This window comes from Methylotenera sp. E1MeOHC1 (assembly GCF_058745595.1).
Genome location: NZ_CP196025.1, coordinates 1,919,643 through 1,934,301 on the forward strand (window position 1 = coordinate 1,919,643; position 14,659 = coordinate 1,934,301).

Annotated in this window: 10 protein-coding genes, 1 tRNA gene and 1 riboswitch; of the genes, 4 read left to right on the top strand and 7 right to left on the bottom strand. The window is 48.8% G+C overall.

The window, feature by feature from the left end; genetic code table 11:
* Genes ACSSU7_RS09050 through ACSSU7_RS09060 form a run of 3 tightly spaced genes read right to left on the bottom strand, consistent with a single transcriptional unit; the run spans position 1 to position 3,805 of the window.
* Positions 1–1,725 carry a putative bifunctional diguanylate cyclase/phosphodiesterase gene (locus tag ACSSU7_RS09050; RefSeq protein WP_492516170.1) on the bottom strand — a complete coding sequence of 575 codons (1,725 nt, stop codon included), beginning with the start codon at positions 1,723–1,725 and terminating at the stop codon, positions 1–3.
* 18 nt (positions 1,726–1,743) lie between these two features.
* Complete coding sequence (locus ACSSU7_RS09055; RefSeq protein ID WP_492516171.1) at positions 1,744–2,196, bottom strand: response regulator; 453 nt, start codon at positions 2,194–2,196, stop codon at positions 1,744–1,746.
* Positions 2,186–3,805: a sensor histidine kinase gene (locus ACSSU7_RS09060; RefSeq protein ID WP_492516172.1), complete on the bottom strand. Its 1,620-nt coding sequence runs from the start codon at positions 3,803–3,805 to the stop codon at positions 2,186–2,188. Before ACSSU7_RS09060 ends, ACSSU7_RS09055 begins: the two co-directional genes overlap by 11 nt.
* A gap of 97 nt (positions 3,806–3,902) precedes the next feature.
* A riboswitch (cyclic di-GMP riboswitch) is annotated at positions 3,903–3,990 on the bottom strand.
* Between the two features lie 191 nt (positions 3,991–4,181).
* Here ACSSU7_RS09060 and ACSSU7_RS09065 point away from each other — a divergent pair.
* Together ACSSU7_RS09065 and ubiM are read left to right on the top strand one after the other, a co-directional pair.
* The gene (locus tag ACSSU7_RS09065; protein WP_492516173.1) at positions 4,182–6,614 is read left to right on the top strand and encodes an HDOD domain-containing protein; all 2,433 of its coding nucleotides are present in this window, start codon (positions 4,182–4,184) and stop codon (positions 6,612–6,614) included.
* A gap of 121 nt (positions 6,615–6,735) precedes the next feature.
* Complete coding sequence (ubiM, locus tag ACSSU7_RS09070) at positions 6,736–7,911, top strand: 5-demethoxyubiquinol-8 5-hydroxylase UbiM (protein WP_492516174.1); 1,176 nt, start codon at positions 6,736–6,738, stop codon at positions 7,909–7,911.
* Positions 7,912–7,955: 44 nt separating this feature from the next.
* Here the strand turns inward: ubiM and ACSSU7_RS09075 are convergent, their stop codons facing one another.
* A complete protein-coding gene (locus ACSSU7_RS09075) occupies positions 7,956–10,178 on the bottom strand; it encodes a putative bifunctional diguanylate cyclase/phosphodiesterase (protein WP_492516175.1) in 2,223 nt (740 codons plus the stop codon).
* A gap of 517 nt (positions 10,179–10,695) precedes the next feature.
* Positions 10,696–10,772: transfer RNA gene (locus tag ACSSU7_RS09080), tRNA-Pro, on the bottom strand.
* Between the two features lie 147 nt (positions 10,773–10,919).
* On the opposite strand from ACSSU7_RS09080, the gene ACSSU7_RS09085 reads away from it, so the two are divergent.
* The gene (locus tag ACSSU7_RS09085; RefSeq protein WP_492516176.1) at positions 10,920–11,891 is read left to right on the top strand and encodes a quinone oxidoreductase family protein; all 972 of its coding nucleotides are present in this window, start codon (positions 10,920–10,922) and stop codon (positions 11,889–11,891) included.
* Positions 11,892–11,919: 28 nt separating this feature from the next.
* On the opposite strand, the gene ACSSU7_RS09090 is transcribed toward ACSSU7_RS09085, so the two are convergent.
* Together ACSSU7_RS09090 and ACSSU7_RS09095 are read right to left on the bottom strand one after the other, a co-directional pair.
* A complete protein-coding gene (locus ACSSU7_RS09090; RefSeq protein ID WP_492516177.1) occupies positions 11,920–13,923 on the bottom strand; it encodes a RelA/SpoT family protein in 2,004 nt (667 codons plus the stop codon).
* A gap of 6 nt (positions 13,924–13,929) precedes the next feature.
* Entirely contained in the window at positions 13,930–14,139 is a 210-nt protein-coding gene (locus ACSSU7_RS09095; protein WP_492516178.1) for a dodecin, read from the bottom strand.
* Positions 14,140–14,370: 231 nt separating this feature from the next.
* Between ACSSU7_RS09095 and ACSSU7_RS09100 the strand changes: the two genes are divergently transcribed.
* Positions 14,371–14,637: a hypothetical protein gene (locus ACSSU7_RS09100; protein WP_492516179.1), complete on the top strand. Its 267-nt coding sequence runs from the start codon at positions 14,371–14,373 to the stop codon at positions 14,635–14,637.
* The last annotated feature ends 22 nt before the right edge of the window (positions 14,638–14,659 follow it).

A 14,659-nucleotide genomic window follows, 5' to 3' on the forward strand; every position in this document is an offset into this window, starting at 1 on the left:
CTATGCCGCCGCCACTGGGCCAAGGTGCTGCCCGCGCTCTAACAACGCGGTTGCCGCATCAGAAGGCAAAGGATGGCAATATAAGTAACCCTGTGCATCATCGTAAGCAAGATTGCGCAAGGTATCGAGCTGCGCGGTTGTTTCTACACCACCAGCCAAACCTTTCATGCGGAACACATGAGCGACTTGTATCACGGCACGTGCCATATCGGCGCCATCTGTGCTGGCAGATGCAGCTTGGGTAAGCCGACGATCCAGCTTAATTGCGTGGAAAGGAAACTTGCGCAGGTAATAAAACGAAGCGCGGCCATTACCAAAATTATCCAGCGCCAATCGCACACCCAGCTGGTTAAGTTTAGTGACTTGTTTGAGCGCGCACTCTTCGTCTTCCCATAGTGCATGCTCAGAAATATCAAGCTCCAAGCAATGTGGCGGTAAGCCCGTCTCAGCCAGCACCGCAGAAACCTGCTCGGCAAAATCATCTTGCAGCAACTGACGTGAGGATAAATTAACGGATAACACCAAAGGAGCATCAGAAGTCTCACGCCACGCTTTGCCCTGTGTGCATACGCTACGCAATACCCACAAACCAACGTCCAGAACTAGAGGCGAACTCTCCAGCACATTCATGAACGCTGCCGGCAACAGCAGGCCACGTGTCGGATGCTGCCAACGCAGCAATGACTCCATGCCATTGATGTGACCAGTTTTCACATCTACCTGCGGCTGATAGTTAATCACAAACTCGCCCTGCGTGACCGCAGTTGCTAACTCACTGAGCAACACGCGGTCTTCAGTGGCTCTATCATTCATATTCGCTGAAAAGAAACGGTAGGTATTCTGCATACCAATCTCAGCTTTGGCCTGATACATGGCAACATCAGCATTGCGTACCAATGACTCAAGATTATCGGCATCTGTAGGGTAGATACCAATACCGATACTAACGCCCACATCCAATGCGCGGCCATCCACCACGAAAGGACGCCCGATAGATTCAATAATCTTGCTAGTAGCGGCAACGACATCTTCTTCGTCATAAATGTCGCTCAAAATCATGGTAAATTCATCACCACCGATTCTGGCAACACAATCCGTTTCGCGCATGCATTCACGCAAACGCTGGGCGACACCCTGCAATAACAGATCACCCACATAGTGACCTAAAGTATCATTAATCGCCTTAAATCCATTCAAGTCCAGTAGCAGCAGAGCCAGCTTGGTTTCATGCCTGCGAGCCAGAGCGATGGAGTTTTTAAGCGTATCGTAAAAATGTTTGCGGTTTGATAAGCCCGTTAAACTATCATGATGGGCCAAATGGTGTAAGCGCTCTTCCGTACGCTTGCGCTCGATTGCATAGCGTAAAGAACGTGTCAGCTGGTGTGCATCTACATAGCCTTTAACCAGAAAATCCTGCGCACCCTGCTGCACAGACCTGACGGCCAAGCCTTCATCGGCAATACTGCTGAGTACAACAATTGGTATACCTGGCGCGTTTGCATGTATTTTCAGTAGCGTATCAAGCCCACTGCTATCCGGCAGCTCTATATCCAGCAAAATGGCGGTAACATCCTGGCTATCCAATATGGCTAGCGCAGCCTCTTGGCGATCAGCCGTGACTAAAGTGAAACTCTCACTCTGGTCTGCCGCCAATAGCTCCTGCACCAAGCGAATATCACCTGGATTATCTTCAACCAATAAAATGGTCAGTGCCGTGCTACTCATAGAGCCCCCATAACGCAGTTAATCTTTAACGTCCGATGGTAATTTAACGATCGTGAGCCAGAAGCTTTCTATGGCCTGAATCACCTTGATAAACTGGTCTAAATCCACAGGTTTGCTCACGTAGCAATTTGCATGTAAATCGTAAGTACGCAGGATGTCTTTTTCAGCTTCAGAAGAAGTCACAATCACCACAGGAATACGCTTAAGCAGCGGGTCTGATTTAATCTCAGCCAACACCTCACGCCCATCTTTTTTAGGTAAATTAAGGTCTAGCAGCACCACATCAGGGGTTGGTGCATTTGCGTATTGGCCCTCTCTACGTAAAAAGGCTAGCGCCTCTACACCATCTTTAACCACATTTAGGTTGTTACTTATCTTACTTTCACGCAATGCTTCCTGCGTTAATCTAACGTCGCCGGGGTTGTCCTCAGCTAATAAAAACTCAACCTGCCTACTCACTTCACTCTCCATGATGTTTCCTTTCCCCATGATGTATAGGCAAAGTAAAATAAAAAACTGCACCCTTACCGACTTCGGATTCTATCCAAATCTTTCCGCCGTGTCTTTCAACGATTTTCTTGCACACAGAGAGGCCAATGCCAGTGCCAGGATACTCATGCTTACCATGCAAGCGCTGAAAGATAATAAAAATACGCTCAAAGAAATCTGGAGCGATACCGATGCCGTTATCGCGTACGGAGAATAACCACTCTCCCTCTTTTTTCTCTGCGCCTATATGAATAATCGGAGAGGTGTCTCCACGAAACTTGATACCGTTGCCAATCAGGTTCTGGAACAACTGTGTAAGCTGGGAAACATCCGCATCCAGTCTAGGCATGGGGTCACGATTCACTACCGCGCCGGATTCCTCAATCGCCAAGCGTAAGTTTGATACCGCGCGCTCTAATGCCACTGAGGTTTCGCATGTCTCCATTTGCTTACCATGGGTGCCAATACGCGACATAGTCAGTAAGTCAATAATCAGTGCTTGCATGCGCGTAGCACCATCTACCGCGTAGCCGATAAACTCATTTGCATCCTGATCCAGCTTGTCTTTATAGCGTCGTGCCAATAGCTGCGTATAGCTAGCCACCATGCGCAAAGGTTCTTGCAAATCGTGTGAGGCCACATAGGCAAACTGCTCAAGCTCACGATTAGAGTTAGCAAGTTCTTCTGTACGTTCGGCCAAGGCTTCCTGTGTCTGTTTGAAGGCAGTGATATCTGAGAACTCCGCAATCACTTGCGTCACTTTCCCTGCCGCATCTTTAACGGCGTTCATATTCATCCACGCCAGATAATCATCACCCTGCTGATTTCTGAGCCAGATTTCCCCTTGCCACTGGCCGCCAGCAATCACCGTCGTCCAAACATCCTGATATAGGGTGGGCTCCAGCTCTGCCAACAGGTTTTGTAAGGGCTTGCCGATGAGCGCGTCGGAAGCGTATCCCGTAATCTTAGCCACTGATTTATTAACATGAAGCATATGCCCCTTCACGTCTGTAATAATCACGGCCTCTAGATTACTTTCAAACACTTGTGCGAGTAAGCGCAACATTTCATGGTCGGCATGGAAATATGCAGAGAGAGAAAGCTCAGAGTCGAACATCGCGATTTTATTAATCGCACTGGAATAGGCGAGAAAGCGTTCAGCATCGTTACCCACCAAACGCATCACTTCTGGGAGTACCCAAGATAAATACTTACGGTATGCGCCTAGATACCAGCGCGGCTCCAAGCCTATTTGCTGATAAGTAATACCTACACGCAAACGGCTTTTGATATAGTCAGCGCCGTAATCACCCGCAAAGACTTGCTTAAAATATTCTTGTTGTATTTGTTTAAGCTTTGACAGCTGCTCAGGATTACTCAGGCTAGCACCCATCTCCGGGTGGGCATCCAGATACCGGGAGAACAAATCGGCAAAGGTGTTTTCAAGTGGCGCAAGTAAAGGCCCCAGCTCCTTGAGCAACTGAGAATCTCGCTCGCTGAACTCAAGCACATCCTTACGCGACTGAACCTCATCGGCGCTTGGGGTCATGCTGTCGATCAAAGCATCAACAGTAGGCTGGTGCAATAACATGTTGTCTCCCACAAAAGTACTAACCTCGTTCCTAATAACCAAGGAGAACTGTAGATAATATGGGAGTTATGCATAGAGATACGGGGAACCCCGCACATCTGGTACTCCCGCTATCTTAGAACTGACGCCCCTTAGACCGGTGATTTTGCGCCCTCGCTTTTCAGCAGAGTTTGCCTTTTTCAAATGTAGTGCTGCGTGAGTATCAGTAGATTTTAAAAATCCGTCAACCACCCATTCTAGTGAATAGCCTCTATGCTAAGTTTAGCCATGCATCACAACCATCGACTACAACCCCACCGTATTTGATGCTAGCCACCAAGCCTAGTGATATGATGTAACCGTATAAACACTTTAAGATGACATAACAAGATTAGGTGTGAATTTTGCAAAAGAACGGGCACAGAATGATGTGGCACTCACATCAGCAGACCCAGTGTTAATCACCAGCAAAATCACACCCCGTCAGGAAAACCCCATGCTCAGCAAAATAGGCCGCTTTGAATTGCTACGTAAGCTTGATGAAAGCAAGCAAAATACCGTCTATTTAGCCCGTGACCCCCACATGGAACGCGAGGTGCTGATTAAACTGCTGCCCAACGGTGATTTACCGCTAGATGCTTTATTACCGCAGGTACGCATTGTCAGCAAATTACAGCACAAGAGCATAGTCACCTTACTAGATGCCGGTGAATATAATGGCGCGCCTTATTTGGTCTATGCATTGGTTAATGGCAGCACGCTATCGCAGCAATTAAAATCATCTCAATCATGGACGGCCACGCAAGCCGTGCAAATGATTGCAGACCTGCTTGAAGCAGTGAGCTACGCGCACGCGCAAGGCCTACTGCCTTTAGCGCTACAAGCAGAACACATCATGATTGCCGACGATCAGACCCCTAGGCTAATAGGCATCGGCATGGCTAACCTTGCCACAAACAGCCAACAGGCGCAGCCGGTCACACCCTATACTGCACCCGAGCTCATCTCTGGCGACAAGGCTACAGTTGCCACAGATATCTTTGCATTGGGAGTATTGTTACATGAGCTGGTAACAGGGCTGCCATTTATCGAAAAAGCAAAAAAGCCTACGGCTCTAGCCAAGGCTGGCATCACACCCCAGCAAGCCATGCAGATCCATCTTGATGAAGCGCTAGAAAGCATTATCCTTAAGGCTACGAGCAAAGCGCCAGAAGACAGGTACGCGGGTGCCGATAGCATGCGGCAAGCCTTGCAGGACTACCTAAAGCCAGTACAAGGCGAGCATAAGCCTGTAGATGCACATAGTACGATGGATTTCTTACTGCGACGCATGCGCAGCAAAAGTGATTTTCCGGCACTGTCACACACCATTAGCGAAATCAATCGGCTGGCTGATGACGACTCCGCCAGCAACAACGCGCTAGCGCAGAGTATCTTAAATGATTTTGCGCTCACCAATAAATTATTAAAACTGGTCAACACCGTCACTTATGGACAATTTGGCGGCCATATCAACACCATTTCCAAGGCCGTGGTCATTTTAGGCTTTGAAACCATCCGCAATGTGGCAATGTCATTGATATTGCTTGATTTTCTGCAAAACAAGGCACAGGCATCCCAGCTCAAAGACGACGTATTGTCATCCTTCTTTGCGGGTATCGTCGCAGCACAACTAGCCCCGACTAGCCATGTCAGGAATACAGAAGAAGCGATTATTTGTTCTATGTTTCGCAACTTAGGCAAACTACTCGCCAGCTTTTACTTTTTTGAAGAAAGCCAACAAGTTGCACGCCTGATGGAGCAAGGCGATAGCGAAGACAAAGCCTCAGTGAAAGTACTGGGCATGACCTACAACGAGCTAGGCATAGGCGTTGCCAAGAGCTGGAACTTCCCACCTAGACTAATTGCCGGCATGCGTAAAATAACCGGTGATAAGGCCATCAAACCGAGTGGTGAGCTGGAAAACTTGTCGCTGACGGTTAACCTTGCCAATGAATTATGCATGGTTGCCAGCAATGGCAATGTCACCGACAAAGCCAAGGCGCTCAAACAGCTCACAGCACGCTACGAAGGTGCACTTAGCGTTTCAGAACAGCAATTACGTAAATCCATGGAAAGCGCTTTAGATGAGCTAGCGGCGCGCGCTCGGATCGTCGGCATCAATGTGACGCAAAGCCAGCTAATGACGCGGGTTAACACCTGGGTTGGCGCTAGGGCTGAGGCGATCCAGCACAGCGAGCCTGAAGACGCGGAACTCGCATCGCTAGGCATTACCCCAGAGGCACCGGATGGAAAAAATAGCGAAGCCGCAAAACCGGATGCAGAGTCTATACTCACCGAAGGCATCCAAGAAGTTACCAACACCCTGATTGAAGAGCACCAGCTCAATGACATTATGCAGATGGTGCTGGAAACCATGCACCGTGGCATGGGCTTTAACCGCACCCTCCTGTTTATTCGAGATGTCAAAAACAACCAAATGGCGGCACGCTTTGGCTTTGGTCATGATATTGATCTCGCGCTGAAGAAGTTCAGGTTTGGTTTGGACTTCACCCCGGATGTATTCCATCTTGCGATTAGCAAGGGAGCAGACTTAATGCTCGAGGATATTGCGGCAGCAAATGTAGCGGCTAAGATTCCGCAGTGGTACAGGCAAGCGGTATCATCACAAAGCTTTTTACTGCTGCCCATTATGGTTAACAATAAAGCACTGGGCATGTTTTACGCAGATATGGAGCAAGCCAATAGCATGCAAGTTTCAACCAGACAGCTGTCTTTACTGCGCACGCTACGCAATCAGGCCGTGCTCGCTATCAAGCAAAAAGGCTAGGCCATCACAACCAACATAACGCCATCTAAAACCATCGCGGGTTGACCTGAATCAATACCGGCTTGGGTATTTAGCGCAATCATAAGCAATCTTTCCAACCCCAATACCTCTTGGTTGAATCATGTTGCATTTTGATATTGTGATTGTGGGCGCAGGCCCATCTGGATTATGTTTTGCACAGGCGGTTGCCGGATGCGGCCTAAGCATTGCTGTACTTGAACGCCAGCCAGAGTCCACGTTGGCAGACCCAGCTTTTGATGGCCGTGAAATTGCACTGACACACCACTCTGCGCAAGTCATCCAAACACTTGGTTTGTGGGAGCGTATTGATAACAACGCCATTTCATTATTGCGCGATGCGCGGGTGCTCAACGGCCCATCGCTGTATGCAATGCACATCGAACACGATGCCAATAAAACCACGTCTTTAGGCTATTTAGTTGCCAATCACCTTATCCGCAAAGCGGCATATGACACTGTAAAATCATCGCCTGATATCACGCTGCTCACCGAGTCCGTCATTACCGCAATCAGCACCGATAATGACGGGGCATATATCAGCCTTGCCAATGGTGACAAAATAAAAGCGCAGCTACTGGTGGCGGCAGATAGCCGTTTTTCTGAAACCAGACGCGCAATGGGCATCCCTGCCACCATGCATGACTTTGGCAAAAGCATGATGGTATGCGTGATGGAACATAGTATCCCGCATCATCACGTAGCATGGGAGTGGTTTGACTACGGCCAAACCCTAGCGCTATTACCAATGAATGGCATGCGCTCCTCCGTGGTCATTACCTTGCCCGCTACAGATATCCAACAGCTGATGTCATTAAGCGAAGCCGATTTTAATGAGGAAATGGCAACACGCTTTAAGCATAGATTAGGCACGATGCAATTGGCATCAACACGCCATGCTTACCCCTTAGTCACCGCCTACGCCAGCCAGCTGGTGGCAAAACGCTGCGCGTTAATCGGCGATGCCGCCGTAGGTATGCACCCAGTGACTGCACATGGCTTTAATTTTGGATTATCTGGCGTGGATGTGCTTGCTAATGAAATCAAAGCGGCTAAATCACGGAGCAGCAATATCGCCGCCAGCGCCCTGCTCGAACGTTATGCAAGAAAACACCGCCTGAAAACACGCCCGCTGTTTCTTGCCACACATGCCATTGCTAAGTTGTATGGGAATGACACCATACCGGCACGCCTCATCAGGGCGGCATCTTTGCGTATAGGTAACCGCATCTCACCGTTTAAACGTGCCGTGGCACACATGCTGACAGAAGCCAATTAATAGGGAAGAAACGCAGCACTGGTAAGCTGCAAGGCAGGCGTAGGCTAAACTAGCTTGGTGATATTGCCATGATGCGCATAGTCCTGCATTAAGGCATCAAACTGCTCAATAGGTAGCGGCTTGCTAAATAAATAGCCTTGATACGCCATACATTGGTGTTCTTTTAGAAATGACAGCTGCGCCTCGGTCTCTACACCTTCAGCAATCACATTTAAGCTAAAGTTCTGCGCCATATCAATAATGGTTTTCACCATCACCGCATCACTTTTATCGGTAGTGATATCGCGCACAAAACTTTGATCAATCTTAATCTGGTCTAGCGGTAAGCGTTTTAAATAAGAGAGTGAAGAGAACCCAGTACCAAAATCATCCAAAGACAGCGTCACTCCTACCTTTTGTCTTAGCAGGTTCTTTTTGGCAATCACATCCGTAATGTCATCCAGCGCTACGCTTTCGGTTAACTCCAATTTTAGCCGGGTGGGATCTATCCCATGCTTATGAATCGCCGCAATCACCTGATCTACAAAATGCGCTTGCTTAAATTGCTGTGCGCTGATATTCACTGCCAACACCAAATCACACATTTTCGCATTGGTGCTCCACACCGCAATCTGGCGACAAGCTTCATCCAGCACCCAATCGCCTATATTGAGAATCAATGCACTTTCTTCAGCCACCGGAATAAAATGCGCGGGGGAAATCATGCCACGTTGCGGGTGTACCCAGCGAATCAGGGCTTCTGCACCGATGGGTTTATTTTCATGATCCACCTGTAGCTGATAATGCAGCTCAAATTGCTCAGTCTCCAGTGCATTGTGTAAATCAGACTCCAAGGTAGCGCGCACCTCTACCAGCTCCTGCATTTGCGGGTCAAAAAAGCGCGTTCGGTTACGGCCGCCATCTTTTGCCTGATACATCGCCATATCGGCACGCTTGATCAGCTCATCGATATCTTTATCATGACCACAAAATAGCGAGATTCCAATACTGGATGAGCTATGGATATGCACATTATTAATTTGGTATGGCTCGGCCAGCGCCAAACGTATGGTTTCTGCAATCTTTGCCACCGTGCGCGAGGCTTCTTCTAAGCTATCGCCTAAGCGCTCTACCAGCACGACAAACTCGTCACCGCCTTGACGCGCAACCGTATCCACCTCACGCACACATGTCGAGATTCTTTTTGCCACCTCAATCAATAGCAAATCACCATCACCATGGCCTTGCGTATCGTTAATGACCTTAAATTTATCTAAATCCAGGAATAATAAGGCGCCATACTGCATGGTACGTGCAGAGGTCGCCAAGGCAATCCGCAACCTATCCAGCATTAAGCGCCGATTAGATAAACCGGTTAACGGGTCCTTGTATGCTAGCTTCTGTACCTCTTCTTCTGCATGCTTACGGTCACTAATATCGCGCCCAACCGACTGAATCTCGATAAGCTGCTGCTGTTCATCAAACACCCCTCGATTGCTAAACTGCATCCAGCGCACCTCACCATTTGCAGAGAATACGCGGTTTTCAATCGTGACCACAGGGTTAACAAACGACATCATCGCTAACTCTTCAGTTACGCGCTGCAAATCGTCTGGATACACAACCGGCTGCCATGTAGAGCCAATCAGCTCGGCTGTAGTTTTACCAAAAAAACGGCAATACACATCATTCACAAAAATATAGGTACCATCAGCGCGTAGCCTTGCAATCACCTCGGTTTGGTCTTGCACTACTGAGCGATAGCGCTCTTCACTCCCGCGCAATGCCGCTTCTGCCTCTTTAATCGCGCTTACATCGGTAAGCAGCACAAAGAAACCTTTTACCTCGCCATCTCTCACATCCGGGATGTAATTCGCTAAAGAATGACGGGAACCACTGCCATCCGCATTAGGGAAAATCCGCTCAAACTCCTGCGGCTCGCCTCTGAGCGCACCTTCAATATAGGGTAGATTCAAACGGTATATGCTATCTCCCAGCAACTCCCAAATGTATTTACCTCTGAGCTGGCTGGCCTCAATACCAAACCACTGCTCATAAGCCTTATTGGCAAGACGATTTTTTAGCTCTTTGTCCCAATACCCAACCACTGAAGGCAAACAATCGAGTACCTTTTGAATAAGCGCACTGGACGATAATAATGAATCAAGCTCTTGATTAAAGGCTGAGGAAAGCGTGGAGAGTGCTTCCGGCAACACCATGTCCTCAGCATCCCCGATGGGGGCACTTGTTGAGCCAGCGGCTGGTGTTGGGTTATGCGGAAGTGCCATAGTCGAATAGTGCCATAACTTATTAAAGTTAAAAAGCGATTAGTCACAACGTAACCCTTGGCGAATGACTGACTACTTCAAGATGCAGCAACAAAAAAGGAGCCTAGGCTCCTTTAAGGGTTAAACGCACGGCGCTCACCTGCCATGCGAAGCAAGGTGCGCATCCATCCAATACTATTTTTTGGGCATGCTAGGTTTGCTTGGCATGATGGTAGGACCCGGCATCACTACGGGTTTCTTGCTTTGCTTTGGTTTTTTCGCCTCTTTGTTTTTGTGTAGCTGTCCTTTTGCCATGATGTTTCTCCTAAAATATTTAACATCAAACTGATTGTGCAAGCATGGTGTGCCGCATTAATCACTGGGTTGGACTAACAGTTGCAGCAATGGTTTCATCGTGAGCGAATACAGACAGATGATGTTCAAATCAAAGATAGTGATGACGTGCATAGCCTGAATGCAGGCTATGGCAATGCGGTTTGCAAAGATGCAAACCTAGAGGTAAAAACTGGGGGATATATGGTCGGCGTGGAGAGATTCGAACTCCCGACATCCTGCTCCCAAAGCAGGCGCGCTACCAGGCTACGCTACACGCCGAAGGCCGGCACTATACTGACAACCCACCTGATAGTCAATATCAGGTTGATTTAATTCTGATAATTATTAACGCCAGCAGTTCATTGCAGCCAATATTTAGTGCTATTATTTTTAGCATTATTTTCATCGTGTTAGAGAAGTTACCCTATGTCACATGCGATTAAAGTTCACCAAGTAGGTGGCCCCGAGGTATTGCGTTGGGAGCCAACTACAGTAGGCACGGCAGATGCCGGCCAAGTGCGGTTACAACAAACCGCGGTGGGGCTGAACTTCATTGATGTGTATCATCGTACCGGACTGTACCCGCTGCCACTACCATTCATTCCGGGCATGGAGGCCGCTGGCATCGTGGATGCAGTGGGCGCCGGTGTGACGCATTTAAAGCCAGGTGATCGCGTGGCATATGCCTCAGTGATTGGCGCCTATGCTGAATCCAGACTGATTGCAGCAGAACGCTTAATTAAGCTACCGGATAGCATCGACGACATCAGTGCAGCCGCCATGATGCTGCAGGGCATGACTGCGCGCTACCTGATCCGAGATATCTACAAAGTAAGTGCCGGCGATACCATACTGGTGCATGCAGCGGCTGGCGGCGTGGGGCTGATTGTATGCCAGTGGGCGGCGGCACTGGGCGCCACCGTGATTGGCACGGTCTCTAGCGAAGAAAAAGCGGCATTGGCAAAAGCCAATGGCTGCCATTACCCCATTATCTACACCCGCGAGAACTTTGCAGCCCGCGTATTAGAAATTACCAATGGCAAGAAACTGCCGGTGATTTACGATTCAGTCGGTAAAGACACCTTTATGCAATCGCTAGACTGTTTGCAGCCCAGAGGGCTCATGGTGCTGTTCGGCGCATCATCAGGCCCGGTGCCACCGCTCGATTTATCCGTGCTGGCACAAAAAGGCTCGTTAATTGTGACAAGGCCTACGCTTGCCACCTTTATTGCCAGCCGTGCACAGCTTGAGGAAAACACGTCTGATTTGTTTGAGGCAGTAGCGACTGGCAAAGTGAAGATTCATGTCAACCAGACCTATGCGCTCAAAGATGCCGCCACCGCCCACCGCGACCTTGAGGCCCGTAAAACAACTGGCGCAACGGTGCTGACAGTTTAGCTTACGGCAAGGCAATGCCGATGCGTGCTTAGCTGGTGTGCTTTTTGTCTTTACTGGTGGTATGCCACTGTGCGTGTAGCAGGCGATCATGACGCTCATCAGGCAGGCGCCGAATAAACGTGCAGGCTTGGCTGTGTATGGTCACGCCACGGTCGCAGGTCACATAACCGACGATAGCATCCGGAAAAGCCGGCTTGCAGCACTGCGCCATATAGGTCTGTAGATTGCCTACGCCTTCTACCGTGACCTCGGTTGCCACGGGCTGCGCCGTCGTCTTGCGCGCGATCACCTGATTGACTTTCTCCATCGGTTTCAGGTGTGCGATTTCATGAATAGCGCCAGCAATTTGATACTCGCTCACGTCGCCACGGCCTATGGCACTTAAAAAGTCTTCCAATTTATTAAAGTGCAGCTTCTGTGCGATTTTCTCCTGATTAATCGCCCCTACCCCTGCGCGGTGTAGCTCTTTATCTAGTTTTGCGCGGCCTTGCGTCACGTTTTCTTCTGCGTGCTGATGCCTGAACCAATGCCGCACCTTGGCGCGCGCACTGGCACTTTTTAAGTAACCCAAAGTTGGGCTTAACCAATCACGGCTGGGCGCACCATGCTTAGTGGTGAGGATTTCAATGCGCTGTGCATTTTGTAACTTGTAATTGAGCGGTACGATGTTGCCATCCACCTTAGCGCCACGGGTTCTGTGTCCTAAATCCGTATGCAGTGCATAGGCAAAATCAATAGGCGTCGCGTCCTTGGGTAAATCAATCACCTTGCCCTGCGGCGTAAACACATACACATTCTCCTGAAACAATTCAGTTTTAAATTGCTCCAGTAAGTCACTACTATCGGTAGCGCCCTCTTTCCAAGCCAGAATTTGACGCAGCCAAGCGATTTTCTCGTCCAAGATGAGGTCAGACTTACCGCCCTCTTTGTAGCGCCAGTGTGCGGCTACCCCCAACTCTGAGTATTGGTGCATTTCAAACGTGCGTATCTGCACCTCCAGCGCCAAGCCTTCTGGGCCACTGACTGCGGTGTGTAATGAGCGGTAATTATTACTTTTAGGGCGCGCAATATAATCGTCAAACTCGCCTGGAATCGCCTGCCATAAAGTTTGCACCAAGCTGAGTGCGCTATAGCAATCCTTCACATCCTCAACCAGAATCCGTACGGCACGTACGTCAAACAGCTGCTCAAAATCCAGATTCTTGCGCCGCATTTTATTGATAATGCTGTAGATATGCTTAGGCCGACCGGAAACCTCGGCCTGTATACCGGCCTGTGCTAACTTCTGCTTGAGGATATTCTCAACATCGGCGATGTACTGCTCGCGGTCTACCCGGCGTGAATCCAGTAACTTTGCGACTTCTTTATAGAGCTGCGGCTCTAAGTAGCGTAATGAGAGGTCTTCCATCTCCCATTTTAGCTGCCATACCCCAAGACGATTAGCGAGCGGAGAAAAGATGCCCTGCACCTCGCGCGCAATCAGTATTTGCTGCTCACGGCTAGCGCCAGCTAGGCTACGTAGTATTTGCGTGCGCTCAGCTAATTTAATCAGCACCACACGAATATCCTGCACCATCGCCAACAGCATCTTGCGCAGGCTTTCCACCTGCTTGCTGTTATCCGCATCTTCCTGCCCTTGCAGATGCAGGCGCTCAAGCTCGCTGAACTCCTGCACTTGTGCGATACGTAACAAACCTTCGACTAGGCTCACAATATTATTGCCGAACCGCAGCTTGATGGTTTCTTGCCAATTATCGATATGCTGAGGCGCCGCATACAAAATGGTGGCAATAATGGACTCAGCATCCATATTCAGGCTGACCAATATGGCGGCGGTGCATGTTGCATGCTGCAACAGCGGCTCACCTGTCAGCTCGGTATGGGCATCATAAGCCAAGGTTGCCAACTGGCAAGCCTGACGAATAAGCTCCACGTCTGCAGGCGAGTAATGCTTAGCTAACGAAACTATCCATGCTTGCGTATCATTATCGGATAAAGCAGGTATTTGTAATGAACTGGAACCATGGATCATTATTATTTAATCTTCAATTCTAAAACCAACCTTGATGGTCACTTGAAAATGCGCAACCGCACCATTTAAAATATGCCCCCTAGTTTCAACCACTTCAAACCAGTCCATATGTTTTACGGTAAGCGCAGCCTTCGCAATCGCATTACGGATTGCATCATCAGTGCCAACGCTAGAACTGCCTACAAGTTCGATGAGTTTATAAGTATGTGCAGACATAGTATTCTCCTTGACTAAAAATCTTGGAATAATTCCAGATAACTATAATCATCTACCTTTTAGCCATAGATTACCAATTTTTATTTGGTGCTTAAGCTTGAACTTTCAAGCATTTTTAAAACAAATACATCATGTCACCTAATCTTTGCACATCGATTCCGAGCGCTCTATGCAAGGCCGCCTGTGATAAGATTCCACCATCCTTTAATTGATTATGCATTTGACCTCCCCATGACAAACACACCAACACAACCATCAGCCGAGCTAAAAAGTATTACCGGCCTCACTGACCAAGAATACGAAGCACTGAGCGCAGCTCTGGCTAAAATGCGAGCACCACAGGTGGAAACGCAAGCACCGCATTCAAAAATGCTAGCGGCAGTGCGTAATCAAATACAACAACGCTTAAACAATCCGCAGCTAAGTGAAGAAGAGCGCGCCAAACTCACCAATGACATTGCTGACCTTGATCACAAAATGAATGCGATTCCACAATAACGCGTTACGCTACTCGCAAGCC